Source organism: Persicobacter sp. CCB-QB2, from assembly GCF_001274635.1.
In the GTDB taxonomy this organism is placed as follows: Bacteria; Bacteroidota; Bacteroidia; order Cytophagales; family Cyclobacteriaceae; genus Persicobacter; species Persicobacter diffluens.
The window spans coordinates 1,322,795-1,341,452 of record NZ_LBGV01000001.1; the positions used below are offsets into that span (position 1 = coordinate 1,322,795).

General features: G+C 39.6%; 13 protein-coding genes. 6 read left to right on the forward strand and 7 right to left on the reverse strand.

Annotated features, from left to right (window positions below; translation table 11 throughout):
- Nucleotides 1–572: 572 nt before the first annotated feature.
- Nucleotides 573–2,393 (reverse strand): arylsulfatase, encoded by a 1,821-nt coding sequence (locus NG22_RS06020; protein ID WP_216597602.1) that lies wholly within the window; start codon nucleotides 2,391–2,393, stop codon nucleotides 573–575.
- 173 nt (nucleotides 2,394–2,566) lie between these two features.
- Here NG22_RS06020 and NG22_RS06025 point away from each other — a divergent pair, with 173 nt between their 5' ends.
- Together NG22_RS06025 and NG22_RS06030 are read left to right on the forward strand one after the other, a co-directional pair.
- Nucleotides 2,567–3,406 carry a bile acid:sodium symporter family protein gene (locus NG22_RS06025; RefSeq protein WP_072159045.1) on the forward strand — a complete coding sequence of 280 codons (840 nt, stop codon included), beginning with the start codon at nucleotides 2,567–2,569 and terminating at the stop codon, nucleotides 3,404–3,406.
- A 78-nt stretch (nucleotides 3,407–3,484) separates the two neighbouring features.
- On the forward strand, nucleotides 3,485–4,801 hold the full coding sequence (locus NG22_RS06030) for an O-antigen ligase (RefSeq protein ID WP_053404893.1): 1,317 nt from the start codon (nucleotides 3,485–3,487) through the stop codon (nucleotides 4,799–4,801).
- A 570-nt stretch (nucleotides 4,802–5,371) separates the two neighbouring features.
- Here the strand turns inward: NG22_RS06030 and NG22_RS06035 are convergent.
- Complete coding sequence (locus tag NG22_RS06035; protein ID WP_053404894.1) at nucleotides 5,372–6,496, reverse strand: glycerate kinase; 1,125 nt, start codon at nucleotides 6,494–6,496, stop codon at nucleotides 5,372–5,374.
- 513 nt (nucleotides 6,497–7,009) lie between these two features.
- Here NG22_RS06035 and ctlX point away from each other — a divergent pair.
- Nucleotides 7,010–7,936: a citrulline utilization hydrolase CtlX gene (gene ctlX / locus NG22_RS06040; protein ID WP_053404895.1), complete on the forward strand. Its 927-nt coding sequence runs from the start codon at nucleotides 7,010–7,012 to the stop codon at nucleotides 7,934–7,936.
- A 25-nt stretch (nucleotides 7,937–7,961) separates the two neighbouring features.
- Nucleotides 7,962–9,011: a tetratricopeptide repeat protein gene (locus NG22_RS06045; protein WP_053404896.1), complete on the forward strand. Its 1,050-nt coding sequence runs from the start codon at nucleotides 7,962–7,964 to the stop codon at nucleotides 9,009–9,011.
- Between the two features lie 1,414 nt (nucleotides 9,012–10,425).
- Here NG22_RS06045 and NG22_RS06055 read toward each other — a convergent pair.
- The 4 genes from NG22_RS06055 to NG22_RS06070 form a co-directional block, all read right to left on the reverse strand.
- Nucleotides 10,426–11,418: an ABC transporter ATP-binding protein gene (locus NG22_RS06055; RefSeq protein ID WP_053404898.1), complete on the reverse strand. Its 993-nt coding sequence runs from the start codon at nucleotides 11,416–11,418 to the stop codon at nucleotides 10,426–10,428.
- Entirely contained in the window at nucleotides 11,415–12,440 is a 1,026-nt protein-coding gene (locus NG22_RS06060; protein WP_053404899.1) for an iron ABC transporter permease, read from the reverse strand. The genes NG22_RS06055 and NG22_RS06060 overlap by 4 nt, the downstream gene beginning before the upstream one ends.
- A complete protein-coding gene (locus NG22_RS06065) occupies nucleotides 12,440–13,573 on the reverse strand; it encodes an ABC transporter substrate-binding protein (protein ID WP_172674337.1) in 1,134 nt (377 codons plus the stop codon). The genes NG22_RS06060 and NG22_RS06065 overlap by 1 nt, the downstream gene beginning before the upstream one ends.
- 74 nt (nucleotides 13,574–13,647) lie before the next feature.
- Nucleotides 13,648–13,989, reverse strand: a complete 342-nt coding sequence (locus NG22_RS06070) for a MarR family transcriptional regulator (protein WP_172674338.1) — start codon at nucleotides 13,987–13,989, stop codon at nucleotides 13,648–13,650.
- Between the two features lie 286 nt (nucleotides 13,990–14,275).
- On the opposite strand from NG22_RS06070, the gene NG22_RS06075 reads away from it, so the two are divergent.
- Both NG22_RS06075 and NG22_RS06080 read left to right on the forward strand, forming a co-directional pair.
- Complete coding sequence (locus NG22_RS06075) at nucleotides 14,276–15,697, forward strand: FGGY-family carbohydrate kinase (RefSeq protein WP_053404902.1); 1,422 nt, start codon at nucleotides 14,276–14,278, stop codon at nucleotides 15,695–15,697.
- A gap of 167 nt (nucleotides 15,698–15,864) precedes the next feature.
- Nucleotides 15,865–16,974: a hybrid sensor histidine kinase/response regulator gene (locus NG22_RS06080; protein ID WP_053404903.1), complete on the forward strand. Its 1,110-nt coding sequence runs from the start codon at nucleotides 15,865–15,867 to the stop codon at nucleotides 16,972–16,974.
- A gap of 456 nt (nucleotides 16,975–17,430) precedes the next feature.
- On the opposite strand, the gene NG22_RS06085 is transcribed toward NG22_RS06080, so the two are convergent.
- Nucleotides 17,431–18,654: a hypothetical protein gene (locus NG22_RS06085; protein WP_157600885.1), complete on the reverse strand. Its 1,224-nt coding sequence runs from the start codon at nucleotides 18,652–18,654 to the stop codon at nucleotides 17,431–17,433.
- Nucleotides 18,655–18,658: the final 4 nt, after the last annotated feature.

Genomic DNA, 18,658 nt, shown 5'->3' on the forward strand with positions numbered 1-18,658 from the left:
TCTAGCAGGGCGGCTATTTCATACAGTCTCCGGTTTTTTGGGGAAGTTATTTTGTTTGGGGACTCAAATTTTGTCTTTATGATAATTCGGAAGGCCACTGTTTTTTTCTATCCATTGTGAGTTTATGCGCTAGGACAGTCAGATAGAGGGCATCATTACTATTTCTTTTGACTTCCCGTATTATTGTGATCCGGAGGGAGTCCAGCAGGTCGGCTATTTCAATTAGGCTCCGCTTTTTGGGATTTCCATGCTTTGATGGTCGTGGAGGCAAAGCACCATAGATTTCTAAATAAAAACACCCTCCCGCATATCGAGGAAGGGTGTTTATTTTTGTGAAAATTAATTTCCTTTTTGTATCCATTCCATTCCCATGGGCCTTTGCATGGTGCGCTGGATTAATTATCTAAAGAAATGCCTCATGCATGAATATTCCCTTTTCATAGAACCGATTGTACGTTTCGTTTGACAATACTGAAAGGGTTCTCCTCAATTAATGAAAGCATCCAGAGGCTTGCTTTATTTTTTTAGCAATTGACGGAGGTCCAAAACCTCTAGATTATGCTCCAATTTTTTTAAGAGTTGGAGGGGATTGCACTGATATAGATATAGTAAACACCATATTTTTCATTTCCCTCTATAAAGTCAGCGGTCAGGAAATTACGGCCCTTTTCCAGCTCAACAATGCAATCAATGGCCTCGTCTTCTTCCCTAATAGATTTTACCAAATTGTGCGTTCCAATGCTGATGTGGACCTTTTCAGGTTTTATAGCTTGGTATTGAAAATGGTTTTTGGGGTTTTCTGCAGGCACACCCCATATTTTTCCCGGGCATTCTTTTGGCCATCGTCTACAAGAAATCTGGTATTTTCCTTTACGGTGAACATCCAGTGCAAATCGGTTATTGGTGTTTTTCATACCTTCAGCGACTTGTTCACTTTTCCATATCCCGCGGTCCGTTCCCATGGCGTGCTGTATGGTCAGTACTACTTCTTCCTGTTTTGGATGTCCCACTAAAGGAGCCGGAAGCTGCTGATAGGGCATGGCCGTTTTGGTGGCTTTCATAAAAGCCTCATTTTCCGCTTTTAATTGCGCTACCATCTCAGGCTGTTGTTGATAGATGTCCTTGAGCTGAAGGGAATCCTCCGTAATGTGGTATAATTTTTTACCATGCAGCAAACGCCATTCATTTTTCAGAATGGCACTTCCTTGCCAATCATCCGGAGCAGCTGGATCCTGACGGTGGTGGATGAATACCGAGCGGTCAATGTCTTTCTTTTTCTGTAGCAAGATCTCAGATAGATCGATACCATCAAGGTAAGCCGTTTCTTCAGGAGTAAAATCACAAAGTTGAGCAAGGGTTGGTAATAAATCCACATGGGCCGCCAGCTGATTACTTTCAAAGCCTGCCTCGATTCCACCTTTTGGCCAGCGAATATAGAATGGTACCCGGTGCCCGCCTTCTTCTTTATTGGATTTATTGCCACGGTAACCTTTATTGAAACCCATGTTTTTTTCATAACTGTAGCCATACTGGGTGCCGTTATCGGTCATGAAAATTAGGATGGTATTTTCGGCTTGCCCGCTTTTTTTAAGGTACCGGTCAAGTTTTCCGAAGTTTTCATCTATATTGGCAATCATTCCCAGATAAGCAGCACTGATAATCTGCTTGCCTTCAAACTTTTCGTAGGGCTTTTTGTATTTATCCTCCACAATCAAAGGAGAGTGCGGTGCATTGGTGGCCAGGTAAATGAAAAAAGGTTTGTCCTGATGATTTTCGATGTGGCGGATGGTTTGTTCAAACCAGATATCCGTGCAGTAACCCTGAAATTTTTTAGGCTCGTTGTTTTCGTAGTAGGTATCATCAAAATAAGTATTGCCCCAGTAGTCGGATAGTTCACCCACGCCACCGGAACGGTGCTGCAGGGAATAGTCAAATCCACAATCGGTTGGGCGTACGGGGAAATTATCTCCCAAATGCCATTTACCAAAGTGGGCGGTGTGATACCCCTGAGCCCTGAAAACATCCGCAATGGTGGGGAATTCCCTTTGTATAGCATCCCGGCCTTTATAAGTGGCCCAGGCTCCATTTCGTACGGGGTATTGTCCGGTGATGATGGCTGAGCGGGTAGGGGTACATAGCGGACTGACATGGAAATTGCTCAGGCCGGTGGATTCCGCTGCAAATTTATCCAGATTGGGGGTTTTGAGATATGGGTTACCATGGTAACTCAAATCACCAATTCCCTGGTCGTCGGTCATAACGATAATGACGTTCGGTTTATTGGGTTTTGAGATTTGATGGCAGCCGGTAAGCATCATTACTGCCGAAAGTAAAAATGCAAAATAGCAGAGGCTGTTTTTTTTGTAAGTCTTTAAGAATAAATAGGGATTCATGTTTAAAAAATTTTGAAAATAAAGGTTTAAGCCTAGGAATTTCTACCTGAAAATTAACTGCATTATATTGCAGTATTGGGAACAAAGGCGCCGAATAGTGGGGAGGAAATGTTTTTTCTTTAACGGAGTAGCCTAGTTTCAATTTTTTTGTACTGAAAAAAATTTGGATTAGATTGTTAACTGTTTTATTACCAATAGCATTAGCCTGGTTGATGTTCTGCGTAGGATTAAAGACGGAGCTTGCCGCCTTTAAAAATCTTGGGCAGGAAAAAGTGAAAATTATTTTGGGCGTTGGGCTGCAGGTTTTGGCTATGCCTTTACTAGTATGGTTGTTTCTGCAGGTATTTTATCTGGACAATGTAGTGGCTTTGGGCTTGGTTTTAGTAGCACTTTCCCCGGGAGGAGCTTCTTCAAACTCCATTACCTATCTGAGTCGGGGGAATGTACCCTTATCTATTATGATGACTACTATCAGTAGTTTGTTAGTCCCTTTGACTTTGCCATTCTTTCTTTCGTATTTTACACATTTTGAAATAGCTATTCCTATAGAAAAAACGGTGCTACAATTATTTGTGGTTACGGTGTTACCTTTAGGGCTGGGCCTCCTGTTAGGACATTATTGGGGGCGGAATTCTCGCTGGGTTAATCGATTTGATAAAAGCGCTATTTGGGTTTTTATTTTTATGGTAGGTCTTGTGGTGGGCATGAATGAGCATTTTTGGGAACATATTTTCACCTGGAATTCAATTTTGATTTTATCATTCTGTGTGCTGGCTTGTGGCTTAGGTTGGTTAAGCGCGCTATTGTTTAATTTTACGAGCAGGGACCAGGTCACGATGTCCATTGAGGTAGGCATTCAAAATGCCGGGACTGCTATTTTTGTCGCCATGTCTTTATTAGAAATGCCGGAGTCGGCCATCATTCCTTTACAATATGGTGTATTGATGAACATACCCGCTCTTTGTTTTATTTTTCTGGGAAGAAAAAGAGAGCAATGGGTATTCTCCAGATAATTCTTTCTAAAGTTTATCCGATAAATTCAAAACATTTGCTGGCTGGTGCGTTTTCATTGGTGAGACTCGACCTTCGCCATGGAAATTACTTTTGATCGATTATTTCTTTTGGCCCGTAAAGGGCTATTTTTTTTCCTCCTGATGACCACCGTGCTGCAAATTATTCCTGCTGCACATTCGGAAAGTATTAATTATTATATCTATTGTGCTTTACTTACGGACATGGTGGCCTTGTGCTATGCTTTGCTGGCAATTCAGCGTAAAGAAGGTATAGTTTTCAATTGGATGATCATCTACTTTGCCTATCGCTTCTTAAATGTGATTTTTGTCCGGGGATTTCCGGGAGGCTTTGCCGCTTCCTATTTATTGTTGGTAAATACAATCATAGGACTGGGTTTTTATTTTTTACTTTATCATAATGAACGGAAGGATGTTTTTCGTTTTTGTGTGATTGCCTTAGTAGGCTTAGGTGTTTTTGAAGCCTGTATAGGAATTTCCCAAGCCACTACCGGAGAGCCTTATTTTGAAAATTTAGTAGGGGAAGAGCTCCATACTTTTAATCGAAATTATTTCGCTTATATTTTTCCCGGAGGAGCGAAGTCTACTGTTTTGGGATCCGGTACTTTCCGACACTTCAATGCTTTGGGTTCTTTTTTAGTGGTTGTATTTCCAATCGCCTATGCGCTATGGTATGAGAGTAGGAAGCGCTTAGCGCTTTTTGCACTGGTGGCCATATTTTTGGGTATTGTCTTTACTTTTTCAAGAGGGGCTTTGATTGGTACTTTTTTGATGTACACGATTTTGTATTTTTCCTTTACGAAGGACCGTTGGATGAAAATGGGCCTTATTGTAGCTGGGGGGCTGATCATTTTAGCTTCCATTGCGCCACTGCTTATTTCTTATGCCAATGAAACAGGAAATGCCACGATTCGCTTCAATACCTGGATGGAAATGTGGAAACATGCCAAAACAGACTACCGCATGCTGGTATTTGGGTGGGGAGAAAATTACTTCCGCGATCGGGTATTGAACTGGGGCCATGGCGTTTGGATCATGAATAATACGCATAATACCTTCTTCCAAACCCTATTGGAAAACGGGGTGGTGGGTTTTTTAATTTTTGGAATAGCGATTGGCCAATTTATTTTTAAAGCGATACGGTTTAAGAATATTTGGGCCTATGCCGGAATTGCCATGATAGTGGGCTTCGCCTTTTCACAATTCTTCGAACATACTTTTTATGGTTTTGTCGGGACTATTTTCTTTGCGGTACTGGGATTTTTGCAAATCGCAATGCAAGCATCTTTTACTTATGCAGATGACTCAAAAGAGCTAAAAGAAAATAAAACCCTAACAGAACCAACTGAGAGCCTAAAAGATATGGTGGAGAAATAAATGGGCAGGAGTTTTAGAGGGTGTTTAAATGCAAAAATTTCTAACGGAAATTTGAAGTTTTTCAGAAGCGATACCCGATTATTTTGAGAGCATAGCAGCGGTATTGTTGAGAATTTAACCCAAATCGCCTCCTGTAATTCGAATTTGTAGTCGGGGGGACGGTTTTAAATACGCTCCAGAGGGGCTTATATAAGTCTAATCACAGGTCGATGTAGGCATCCAAGCGAAGTCTTTAATATCAACACAAATGGATGGGGGAGATAATGTTTGATAGCCCAATTTTAAGTAGGCTAGCTTTCTCTTCATTTTTCCTGCCTAACAACTCATTGAAAACTATAGCAAAAATAATTTGGCTACAGTGTTAAATTGACTCATATAGAAAGAGTTAATTTAACATAATGAATAGCGCCTTCCTTTAGTAATTAATATTGTTTTTCTCTTTGATATTACACGCATCAGGATTGACATTAGATTTTTATGTTTTTTGCGAATAGCTCTTAACAGGAATACAAATATATATCGATACAAATAAATAATAGAGAGTCGCTTTTTAATGAATGGGGTTGATGCTTATTGACCATATTGACCTATCCATTCCAGCACTGCATTTCTTAAATTTATCATTGCTTGCTTAGGTGCCATTGCCTCGGCTAAAGATTGACCTTCTATACTGATTTCATATGCCCTTATCTTTTTTATTTTCAGATCACTGAGGATATCAGCTTCAACTTTTCCTGCAAAGGCAATTATCGGAATTTGATAGGGAAGCGCTCTTTGATAGAGTCCTTTCAAGACTTTTCCTTCCAGGCTTTGTCGATCCAATTTTCCTTCTCCAGTGAGGATGAGATCTACCTTAGGTAAGAGTTGATCAATATTTTTTGCCTCGCAAATAATATCGAAACCGGATTTTAACTTTCCATTTAATAAAGCCCATAGTCCTCCGCTGATGCCACCGCCAGCACCGGCGCCTGCAATTTTTTGAATTTCTTTACCATTATGTCGCGCTATAACATGGGCAAAGTTTCTTAAGCCCTGATCCAGTTGTTCGACCATTTGAGCATTCGCACCTTTTTGGGGCGCATAAATAAAAGCGGCCCCCTCTGGCCCAATGAAGGGGTTTTGAACATCACAGGCAATCTGAAAATGACAGTTTTTTAGCTCCGGCAATAAATTTTGCTCACTAACACAGTGGATACGTGAAAGGATTTGACCGCCAGTACCTAAAATATTTCCCTGCACGTCAAAGAATTCAAAACCTAAAGCTTGTAGCAAGCCCGTGCCGGCATCATTGGTTGCGCTTCCACCGATTCCGATAATGAATTTTCGAATTCCCTTTGCAATCGCCTGCCTAATCATAACACCCGTCCCATAAGTACTGCTTAAACAGGGATTGAATTCTTCCTCCCGAAGTAAGGGAAGCCCGGAAGCACTGGCCATTTCAATAATGGCGGTATCTTCATTCAGAATATACTGCGCGCTGATTGGTCGCCCTAGTGGGTCAGATGTTTTCACATCCATTATTCTAGAGGAATCCTTTTTTAGGCAGTCTACAAATCCTTCTCCACCATCAGCAAGAGGGAAAGCAAATGATTGAATCCTATTTGAAAAATCAGCTAAAGCATCCTGAATGATCTGAACTACTTCAGGAGCGGATAAACTACCTTTGAAAGCATCCGGGGCAATTAATATTTTCATATTTCAAAATATCAGTTAGGCCAAGGTAATAAAAACGTGGTATTTAATGAATAACGGTTTTTATGTGTTTCAAATAAATGGATTAAAGTAACACGATTTCACCTAAGTTATCAACCCCTCAATTTATTGCCTTAACACCAGTAATTTGTATTAAGCTATTAATAGCTGTTGTCTTTGATTTGTAATAGCCCTAATTCAGGCAGGCTTGTATTCTTCTTAATCCTCTGCTTCATTGGAACAATCTTGAAATGGAGCATTAATCTTTCATCCTAACGAGTAGGATTAAGACAGATATCTAGCATGAAAAGCAAAACTACTATCAAACACCATTTTTTGAGGCTAATTATAGTTATGTCGTTATATTTAAAACCTTGTCTTTTTAAGGTGGAAAGGGCATATTGCTATAACCGATTTGATGTCAACCTATTATTGCTGCCTTAAAAAAAGATTATCCTCAGCATTTTTTCCATTGAATTGAATGTGTAATTTTGATTAAGGGAAAATAATGAATAGATGAAACAAACAGCCCATACAGTGATGATGGTGCGCCCAGTGCGCTTTGGTTTTAATGTAGAAACTGCGGAAAGCAATGCATTTCAACATTCAGAAACCCAATTAACACCTGCGGAAATTCAACAAAAAGCCTTAGCTGAATTTGATGAATTTGTAGAAAAGCTTCAGGCTAACGGTATTGAGGTTATGGTGGTAGAAGATACCGAACAGCCGCATACGCCTGATTCAATTTTTCCAAATAACTGGATTTCATTTCATGAAGATGGCAAAGTGGTGCTTTACCCAATGCTAGCCAACAATAGACGGCAGGAAAGAAGAATGGATGTAATCGGCAGGCTGCAATCGGAATTTGGCTTTAAAGTCAGGGAAGTATTGGATATTACCAACTATGAAAATCAGGATATTATCCTGGAGGGAACGGGATCCATTATTTTTGATTATCCTCATCAATTGGCTTATGCAACACGCTCCAGTCGTACCGAGGAAAAACTCTTCCGCCAGTTATGTGATCGCCTGGGATTTAAGCCGGTATTGTGTGATGCAGTGGATAAAGACGGTATGGATATTTACCATACCAATGTGGTAATGGCAATTGGTGATCAATTTGCGGTAATTTGTACGGATGCTTTAAAGCCGGATGAGGAGAAGAAAGCCTTTATCGCCAGCTTAGAAAATACCGGACATGAAATAGTGGACATTTCTTTTGACCAATTGTATGCCTTCGCTGGAAATATGATTCAGGTGGAAAATCAGGAGGGAAAGACTTTCCTTTTAATGTCGCAAACTTCATTTGATTCCCTGACAGACGTTCAGAAAAATCATTTGGAGCAATACACTTCGCTTTTGCCAATGAATGTTCATACTATTGAACAATTCGGAGGAGGTTCTGTCAGATGTATGGTGGCAGGTGTTCATTTGCCTAAGTAATTTATATTTAACATAATTTAGAGGGATGAAAATTCCCTCTCATTTTTTTATGCAACACCGAAAATTTATCCTCGCTGGTATATTGTTCCTATCAAGCTGTGGTCTTTTTGACAAAGACCAAAGGCGTGATCAGTTTTTTTTGAAAGGAAAAATTGCCATTGAACAGGCGGAATGGGAAAAGGCAGAACAATATTTTGGACAAGCCATCGAGATGGATCCAAATTTTGTGGATGCCTATAATAATAGAGGTGTTTGTCGACAGAAATTAGGTAGAGTGGGAGCTGCCATAGAAGATTTCAATTCCGCATTGGCTTATGATCCAAATTTCACCGGAGCATATTATAATCGAGCCCAGGCTTTTTTAGATTATAAAGAATATTATCAATGCTTAAGAGATATTCAGCAGGTCGCGAAGGTATATCCTGATACTTTACCGGTGTTTTTTACGGAAGGATTAGCGAAAATGGCTTTGTATGAGTACGATGATGCCATCATTGCTTTTGGAAAAGCGATCCAAAAAGATAGCACCAATGAGGAGTTGTGGATTAACCGGGCTTCCAATTATTATTATTTAGGAGACTATTCAGCGGCTAAAGCGGATATACAAAAAGCGATGGAACTCGATGAAAAGAATCCTTTTGCCTTTAATGTCCGGGGAATGATTGCCGCAGCGGAAGGAGATTATCAATCCGCTATTAAAGATTACGGACAAGCATTAATTATCAAAGGGGGATTGCCTTTTGTGCTGAATAATCGCGCTTTTGCGCATTTACAGATGGATCAATTAGGTGCTGCACAAACAGACATTAATAATAGCATTCAAATAGATCCATATAATCAGTGGGCTTACCGAAATAAAGCGTACTTCTTCATTAAAAAGAAAAATTATTCCAGAGCCATCGCGCTTTTGGAAAAGGTCTACGAGAAAGACCCCAATATTCCGCTAACCACAAATTTGCTTGCTTATGCTTATCTTCAGCAAGGTCAGCTTGACAAAGCCTGTGCTTGGCATGATATATATATATCGAAAGAAGAGATTATGGAAGCAGTTTATGAAATTAATACTTGTATTTGAGAGAGGTTATCTGTAAGTAGCTAACGCTCAATGAATTATAACGTCTTATTTAACATAATACAAGTTATAATTAAAGTTGAAATAAGCTAAAATAAGCCTACATCAAAAATTCAGTACAGAAATAAAAAATGCTTTTAGCTACTAAGTCAAAAAAATTAAATGGCCAATGGCATCTATACCGTGTAATTCAATGTACTCAAATATTTCGCTTAAAAATTCATCGGCGCACCGTAAAAAGCTAACTTATTTGATCAAGGCCAGAAATTACATTCAAACGGAAAATCTTTAGTCGACAGAAAGGCCCACTCTAAAGCTCTTTTGCTTTCAACAGTACGCAAAATTTAATCACCAAAAACCTGGAGTAGCACGGCAATTATTAGCGATAAAATATACACGGCCAAAAACGGAATTAATTATTCTAACAACAGCATAGTTTAGCCCATTTATTTACCTCACCCGCTGAACCGGACCCCCGACTACGGACTGAATTAACCTAAACGAACTATTGATTTCCTTATGTTGAGATTGTTTCCCCTGATTTTTAGAGGAAATAATTCCTCACTTTCCCGCCTTACAGCTAAATATGAATTAGGGCTGGTTAACAAGCCTAACCCACACCGAAAATTTGAGTATTGCTGAAACGATAACCGATTTACTTTGACACAATAACATCGTTATTATTCAGTAACTTTCAAAAATAGCATCCATCCAATAATTCCAAATCGCCGACGGATGGTGCGCTTTCAAACACGCTCCTAAGCAAACCAATTTCGTTTGAGTTATTGCTCCTGTCCAAATTCAATTCCGCTGTTTCACAAATACCCGGATTATTCATGCTATAATCCTCGTTTAGCTGTAAGGCAGAAAAAATGAAGGAATGATTTCCTATTTCGAGTTTTTTCCAACGAAACAGATGAATGAGAATTAAAGCAAGCTTGCCCAAATTTGGGCTATTATAATTCAAAGAAAATAAGTTTTAAAGGGTTGAAAATAAGTCACCCACGATTGTTTAATAAATATAGCGGTGAATAATTCGGGTTAAACAGGAAATAGCCCTTACCAGTATATCAAAAATTAGCCATGCCATAATGGCAGGATCCGCGCTTTGGTTTTGCTAAATTTCTTAGTCTTGGATTTTTTCAAAGATCAAATTTAAATCTTGAATGAAAAGAAATTCATTTTACATTTAAACCCTTTCCTCTTGTCGATTATATCGCCTCCGCGAATCGGTATCTTTATTCTGAATAGAGAGTTATTTCTCGAAAGATTCCTCTTACTTAATTTGGTTTCAAAATGAAACTAAAATAGCGCGCAAAAAAAATGCGGTAGTCGAAATTGACACCGCTCTTTCTAAGGCCCTCCTATTTGTGTAGAGCTGAAATGTAGTTTTGCAATAATAGTACCTCCTATTATGTTAAATAAGACCTTTACCTACCGCATTTACTAAATCAGATAGTCGCCTATAAATCACTTTATTAAAGACATAGTCATTACCGATTTTCTCTACTTTTTCTTGAACATTGGGATTAATCCCTACTCCAATTTTCGCTAGGGCTTGTTGGAGCCATTTCTGCTCTAAAGCTGAAAAATTGACGAGCTGAATAGCTTTATTTAACACCAAAGGTGCCTCAAATCTTCCACTTTCAGCATTGAAAGTCACTTCTTTTTTCTCAAAAAAAGCGGCAAATTCTCCGGAGAGCACCATCTCCTCCGGCATCCCAAATGCCGGACTTTTCTCCTTATGCAATAAAAGTATTTCATCGCAAAACTGCAGACTCAGGTCAAGCTCATGCGAGCTAATTAAGATCGTTTTGCCGGTAGCCGCCAACTCCCGAAGAATACTAAAAATCACAATCTTATTGGGCACATCTAAATGTGCTGCGGGTTCATCCAGAAAAATAATGGGGGTGTCCTGGGCAAGTGCCCGGCCAATTAGAGCCAATTGTTTTTGCCCATCGGATAAATCCGTGATAGGTTGTTGAAGGATGTGACCAATGCCCAGCTTCTCCACAATTCGATCCACTATATCAACATCAGCCTGACTATGCCTTCCCCACCAATTGGTATGGGGACTTCGTCCACTAAATATTAATTCCTCTACCGTCAAAAAAGGCGTGCTTATTTTATCGGTAAGCACTACTGAAATTTCCTTCGCCAATGCCTGATGGGCAATCATAGCCAGGTCTTTACCATTTAAAAAAACTTGCCCCTTTACAATGGGCTGCATTTTCAACAGGCTTCGCATCAGGGTAGATTTACCCACGCCATTTCCTCCAAGGAGTCCAATCATTTTTCCGGAATGAATTTCAGCATTTAAGCCGGCCTGCACAATATTCCAATGACCTGAGGTTTTCTGCGGATACCCGACCGTTAGATTATCTATCTTTAACTGCGGAACTTCACTCATGACCTTCTTTTAATAATCACAAAAATTACGATAGGCGCTCCGACCAATCCCGTTACCGCATTCATGGGCAATACGGCCTGACTATATGGTAATTTGCTAATCAAATCGCAAATTAACATTAATATCGCTCCTCCTAATACCGAGGCGGGAATTAAAGTCTTATGACTTGCCGTTAAAAAAAATCGCCGGGCTAAATGCGGAACCGCAATTCCTACAAATCCTATGGGACCCACAAAAGAAACCGTGGCGGCTGTTAAAACACTGGTGATTCCAATAATCGCTATCCGGATACGCTTGATAGAAAGCCCCATTGATAAGGCATAATTTTCTCCCAACAATAGAATATTCAATGGCTTGGCCATAAAAAAAGCAGCCAAAACACTCATTCCTACCAGGGTTCCCATTACCCAAAGTTGGCTACTATTCAAACCGGCTAAACTACCCAGGGACCATAGCAGAAAATCCTGGATCATTTCTGGACTGGAAAAATACTGACCAATGGCTACAATGGCGTTGGTTAAGAAGCCAATCATCACCCCGACAATTAACAAACTTACTGCATCTTTAAGCTTACTGGCCAATACTAAAATCAATAAAAAAACCATCAATGCTCCCACAAATGCCGCAGCAACCAAAAGCGAACTTTTACCCACATCCACGGTCTGTAGAAATGAGGCGGAAACATTACCTCCAATTCCTAAAACGACCATCGCTACACCAAGGCTGGCGCCGGAAGAAATACCCAATACAGATGGACCGGCCAATGGGTTCCCAAAAAGAGATTGCATCAGCAAGCCTCCCACGGCTAATGCGGCCCCAACAATTATGGCCGCCAAAGCTCTGGGCATTCTGATTTTGAAAATGATGGCTTGAATAATTTCATCTTCTCCAGAGCCTATTAAATGGGAAAAGGTTTCTGAAAAACTAATTTTTACAGATCCCATTCCTACATCCAGGAAAAAAAGGAGAATCAGAATGAAAATGAGCAAAAGCCAACGAACGGATTTGAATTCTCCTCTCATTAATTAATTGGACGATAATACACCAAAGTGGAATCTGAAAAAGCTTCCGGATGAATAATTTTGATCAAATCCTTCAGCACTAAGTCCGGGTTCAAATAGCCCGTGTACCAGAAGGCATTAACCCCATCAATCTCAAGCCCATTATTATTATAAATTCGATTAAGACTATAAGGTGGAAAAAGCGCATACCTTTCATCCAGGTCAACAAGTTCTTCTTTCGTTTTCACCGGCCCCACATTTAACCAAACCTGAGATTGTTGCGCTTTTTTAAAGACCACTTCAAAATCCACCGGCACTGCCGCAACCACATCATTTTCTTTAAACATAAAATTCCCTCCGGCCGCTTCTATAAACTGGGCAGTAAAACTTTTTCCCCCGGCCATATGCCAAACCCCTTTATAGGGTAAGCCACAAATTACATTCACGGAGCGATCCAAGGTATCAGCAAAGGATTTCCAGGAAAAATAATTTTCTCGCGTTCGGTCAAAGGCTAAAGTAGCGCGCTCAGGCTTATCCAATAGCAAAGCCATCACTTTCAACCATTCCGTTCTTCCCAAGGGAGTTTCTTCTTGCCAGGAGGAAATAGGCAACAGGCAAATGCCCTGACTCTTTAATGCCGGGTAGGTTTCATCTTGCCCCATATCATCATAAAGCACCACATCCGGTTTCATTGCCAGGATCAACTCTTCATTCAGTTTTGAATAAGCCCCCACTTCTTTAATTTCTCCGGATTCAATTTTCGTACGAATCGTCCTGTCAGGGATATAATCATGCGCATCAACCCCCTTCAGGGCACTCAGACCTCTTAAGCGGTCCAGCATTCCCACATGGGTATTGGACAGGGCGACTACTTTTCTCACCGGAACTTCAATCACTTTGCTGGAATGAACTCCCTTAGGATAGGGCGTTCCCCGCTTGACCAGATAATATTCTGAGACCTCATGCTTATTATTCAAGCGGCTATGAAGTACTAATTTTTTAAAATTGGAATGTTTACTAATCTCAAAGTTCTTAGCAAATTCTATATTTAAAGAATCCTCAAAAAAAGTATAATCAGTTTGCTGTAAATCAATGGTTTCAGCGCCTTCATTTTTAGTATTATTCGAAGTACCACAAGCCGCGAAAAAACTCACTAAAATCAAGCAGGAATATAGACGGATATTAAACATTAATCTCGTATAGTTAAAAATACCAAAGGAACCATATACTAGCTTATGATTGCCTTCAAACTATTATGCCACGAATTTAAGAAGTCAATCCCTTTCATGCACAGCTCAGAGGAAATTTCCTTCAAGCTTTTTTTCAACATCTGTTCAATCTCCAGATTCCAAATAGTGCAATTTCGCTTAGCCACCTTGGTAGAATAAATATTTTTTTCCCGGCTATCCTCATTCCCCGGAATTCTCACGACCATGGCTTCGTCCTCCAGCAGGTCCAGAAGCCGAGAAACCTGCACTTTAGATAAGCCCAACCTTTGGCCAATATCATGTTGAGAAATACCCTCCTTTTCAACTACTAATTGCAGGATTAAGAATGACTTATAAGACAATTTGATATTTTTTGATTTAAAAAATTCAAGTATCTGTTGTTCAAAATGATGTGATATAAATAAAAGAGAATGGCTGAAACTAATATTACTCATAAATGCAAATTAAGGCGCTTACTAAAAGATGAGCCAGTAAAGGGCATTATTTTGCAAAGACTATCCCGTATAAAGGCTCATTAAGGGACAAAAAGTTAGGAAAAATTGTCACAAACTAATAATTTCGTATCTTGAATTGAGCAGTCATTCGTGTGCCTGTTCATTTTTTCTATTCCACCATTGAATAACTCTTATGAGTAAATCTGTAATTGCAATTTTTGACATAGGTCGTACTTATAAAAAATTCTTTCTTTTTGACAGAAATTATGAGATCGTTCATGAGGAACTCACTCGTTTCGAAGACATAACGGATGAGGATGGGGATGCTTGTGAAGATTTAAATTCAATTGTAGAGTGGGTAAAGAAAACCTTTAAGGATGCCATGAAGATGAAAGATTTTCAGATTCGAGCATTGAATTTTACCTCCTACGGTGCGAGCTGGGTTCATATCAATAAAGCAGGTAAGCCTGTCACCCCGGTGTATAGCTACTGGAAGCCGATTCCTAAACATATACAGGAACAATTTTATAAAAAATACGGAGACGCTGACAAATTTGCTTTAGCGACCTCCTCTCCGCAACATGGCATGTTGAATGCCGGTATGCAATTATACTGGTTAAAGCATGACAAGCCGGAGGTTTTCAAGAAGATCCACACTTCTCTGGGAATTCCACAATACCTTTCGTATGTGATTACCGGAAAAGCATTTTCTGAAATTACCCATTTAGGATGTCATTCTTCTTTATGGGATTTTAAAAAGGATCGCTCACATGATTGGGTATATAAGGAAAAAATGTATTCCAAATTCCCTCCCATTGTGAATACCACTTCTTCTGAAAAGATTTTTGTAAAAAACCGCGAAGTGAAAGTCGGTATTGGAATTATTGGCGGCGCGGCCTCTATGGTTCCCTACCAATTAGGTTTCGAACGTAACTATGTAGTTTTAACAACCGGTACCTGGAGTACTGCCACGAACCCTTCATTGGATGCCAAAATGACCCCCGAAGATATCTACAACGATAACTTCGATCTTTTGAGCTTCCGTGGGGACGTTATGCGTACGGCCAGAATCTTTTTGGGAAGAGAGCACGAATTTCATTTGCAGCGTATTGCAAAGCATTTTGATATTGATCGGACTTTCTATAAATCGGTAATGGCTGATGAGAGCGTAATTTCTGATCTGATCAACCGCCTGACACCGGAAAGAAGATTTTATCCGCAGTCTGCTTTGGGTAGTCGCTTCTCTCCGGAAGAGCCGGAACCCCTGAATGATCTATCGGCCTTTAGTTCTCCTCAGGAAGCTTACCACCAATTAATTTTGGATTTATCCTGTCTGCAGGCCTCCTCTATCACCTCTGTGATTGGAGATACGGATGTAGGGAAAGTATTTATGGCAGGTGGATTCTCATACAATGAATCTTTCAAAAGAATTTTGCCGGCTATTTTGCCGGACATTCAGTTCTATACGAATGGCGTTCAAAGAGCCACTGCTTTGGGAGCCGCTTTAACACTTCACACCCATTGGAATAAGGAAACCAATTTGGATAACTTACTCCGTTTTGAAATGGTGGAAGAATTAAACATTCCGGATGTGGAAGGCCTAGAGCTGGTTTAAAAAAACTCCAAAATGACATTTTAGCCCTTTCGAGGGCTTTTTTTATCTACAAATTTTAATATTTAAATTCTAAATGTTATTATAAAACGCAATTTAGATTAATTTTGCAAAGCGATAATATCCGCCTTTTTTGAAATTCAACATCGCACTTATAACCAATACTATATATGCAGTCTGCTCAGTTCCATGCAAAAATTTTGATTGTCGATGACATTCCAAAAAATATACAGGTAGCGGCAAATATCCTTAAACAGGAAAATTATAATATTACTTTTGCCAAAAGCGGCCCGCAGGCTTTGGAAAAAATTGAAAAAATAGAATTTGATTTAATTCTATTAGATGTCATGATGCCGGAGATGGATGGTTTTGAAGTCTGCCGAAGAATCAAAGAAGATCCTAAAAATCAGGGAATTCCAGTAATATTCCTGACGGCCAAAACTGAATCGGAGAGTATTGTCAAAGGTTTTGAAGTAGGTGGAATTGACTATGTCACCAAACCATTTAATGGCATTGAGCTATTGGCCAGGGTACGTAATCATATTAATCTCCGAAATACTCAAAAAGAATTAGAAAAAGCCAATGCCACCAAAGACCGCATGTTCTCTATTATCGGACATGACTTACGTGGCCCTATTGGCAATATTAAGTCCATTTTTTCGCTACTCACCGATAATCAAAAAAGCTTTGAGCCTAAACAGTTCAAAACCTTTTTGGACCTGGGAAGAGAGTCTGCGGAATCTACCTTTTCCTTATTGGAAAACTTATTAAACTGGGCCCGAAGCCAAAGAAACCAAATTCAATTCAACCCCAGAAAGGTCGATGTTTATCGCCTTACCCTGGAAATGATAAATTTAGTTTCGCTACAGGCCTCTCATAAAGATATTGAGCTGGTCAATGAAGTAGAGCCGCACGCCATAGTTTATGCCGATGATGAAATGATTAAAACCATTATCAGAAATTTGTTATCGAATGCGATTAAATTTACTGACGATGGAGGAAAGATCATGATCAGTGGTCAATCGGAAGGAGATTATTTCCATATGGCGGTCAGAGATACGGGCCAGGGAATGACAGAAGATGTAGTCCAGCAATTAGTGGAAGAAGATGGTTATACCACTTCAGGAACCGCAGGAGAAAAAGGTTCTGGCTTAGGCCTTTATCTTTTCAAAAAATTTGTCAAAATGCATGGGGGAAGTTTTGATATTCAATCCGTTCCTGATCAGGGAAGTATTTTTTCTTTCAAAATCCCACTCCACCCTCCTCAAAAAACAAAGTAATTTTTTAACCCGATCATGTGTCGGGTTTTTTATTGCCGAAAGATATTTTTTATGTTAAATAGACCTGCAGTATTTTCTCTCAATTTATATACAAGTATACAACACTGGGAATTTCAAAAGCAAATATGAGAGCACCTACCCTCAACTTCCCCCAATTTACCAGCGACCTTAAACCAGAATATTCCTACTTAAACCCTCGTTTTCCCATAAGACGGGAAAAATGAAGTAATTTTTCCTATTTCGATTTTTTCCCAAGCAGGCAGATGAATGTGGAGAACGCAAGCTTACCCCAATTTTGATGATTAACATATCAATAAACACCACCTTATCAGATTGAAAATAGCCGATTTAAGCATGAATACAGAATTAAGAGTTGTATAACTCAGGTTAAGTCGACTATATGAACAAAAAAAGCCGCTAAAAGCGGCTTTTCCATTTTTTCATACTTGTTATTCCTTATTCAGGAAGAGACTCTAGTTGTGTTTGAATCTCCGCAGCTTTTTCTTTCTCACCAATTTTCAAGTAAGTACCTGCCAAAGTTTCCAACAACATACGATCTTCCGGCTTCAACTCACGTGCCTTTTCGAAATATGGAATAGACTCACGGAATTGTTGTTTTGCCTTGTTTTCTACTTCTTCACCGCGCTTACGGTACTCTTCCATAGACATATCATTTGCCTCATTCCAAGTTGCCGCAGCAGTGTTGTAGTAATTTACGGCGATATTAAATACCGCATCATAATAATCAGGCTTGATTTCTACTGCACTTTCGTAAGCTTTCAATGCACTAGCAGAGTATTCAGCCATTTTCTCAGCATCTTCTGCTTTTTTAGCACCTGCCGCTAGTTGATCATAAACATAGCCCAAATCGTAATAAAGGATTTCACTGTTTGGGTTAGCATCGATTTCCTTCTGAATTTTTGCAATAGCCTCCTCTGGCTGATCCAATTTCAAGTAAAGACCTACCATTTCCTGGATAAGGTTTTTATCCATTGGGTAGTATTTACGAGCATCATTTACCGCTGCTAAAGCCGCCTGATTATCTTCCTTGAAAGTTCTCTCAAGCAAAATAACTTGCTGATAATAAATCATATCAGCCGTATCATTCAATGCTTCTTTTGCTTCTACATAACCTTTGAAGTTATCCAAAGATTCTTGCTGCATTTCTGCCTGAGATGCAGCAATTGCAGTATACAAATAATTAGTCGTATCTGATTTTACGATTTTAGCCTGGTTGAAATACTTCACCGCATTTTCGTAATCCGCTTCGCCATAAGCACCAGCACCTTTGTTGAACAAATCTCCCCAAAGGCCTTCAATTTGCTGACCAGCCATGATATAGTTAGGAGAAGTTTCTTTCTCTAAGCTTTCAACTTTATGGAAAGCAGCAATCGCTTCTTTCAAAGCCGCCTCATCCAAATTTGTAGAATCTGCAGTAGCTACCGCTGCGTAAATTTTACCTTTGATAAAGTAATCTTTTCCTTTAGGGGCTTTTTTTGCTTTTTCTTTCGCCAACTCATTCATGTAATTGATAGCGTTATCAATTTCAGTCTTAGCCTGGTCAAGCTCACCCTTAGTCAAATAGCCTTCTGCTTTTGTCGAAGAACCTTTTGTTACTTGCGCAAATGACATTGTAGCTGCAGTAGCTACCATCAATGCGGTTACAAATAGTCGTTTCATAACG

Bases quoted from the DNA above. Each gene is read 5' to 3' on its own strand.
- NG22_RS06020 (WP_216597602.1), bottom strand. From the start codon at position 2,393: ATGAATCCCTATTTATTCTTAAAGACTTACAAAAAAAACAGCCTCTGC.
- NG22_RS06030 (WP_053404893.1), top strand. From the start codon at position 3,485: ATGGAAATTACTTTTGATCGATTATTTCTTTTGGCCCGTAAAGGGCTA.
- NG22_RS06035 (WP_053404894.1), bottom strand. From the start codon at position 6,496: ATGAAAATATTAATTGCCCCGGATGCTTTCAAAGGTAGTTTATCCGCT.
- ctlX (WP_053404895.1), top strand. From the start codon at position 7,010: ATGAAACAAACAGCCCATACAGTGATGATGGTGCGCCCAGTGCGCTTT.
- NG22_RS06045 (WP_053404896.1), top strand. From the start codon at position 7,962: ATGAAAATTCCCTCTCATTTTTTTATGCAACACCGAAAATTTATCCTC.
- NG22_RS06055 (WP_053404898.1), bottom strand. From the start codon at position 11,418: ATGAGTGAAGTTCCGCAGTTAAAGATAGATAATCTAACGGTCGGGTAT.
- NG22_RS06060 (WP_053404899.1), bottom strand. From the start codon at position 12,440: ATGAGAGGAGAATTCAAATCCGTTCGTTGGCTTTTGCTCATTTTCATT.
- NG22_RS06075 (WP_053404902.1), top strand. From the start codon at position 14,276: ATGAGTAAATCTGTAATTGCAATTTTTGACATAGGTCGTACTTATAAA.
- NG22_RS06080 (WP_053404903.1), top strand. From the start codon at position 15,865: ATGCAGTCTGCTCAGTTCCATGCAAAAATTTTGATTGTCGATGACATT.
- NG22_RS06085 (WP_157600885.1), bottom strand. From the start codon at position 18,654: ATGAAACGACTATTTGTAACCGCATTGATGGTAGCTACTGCAGCTACA.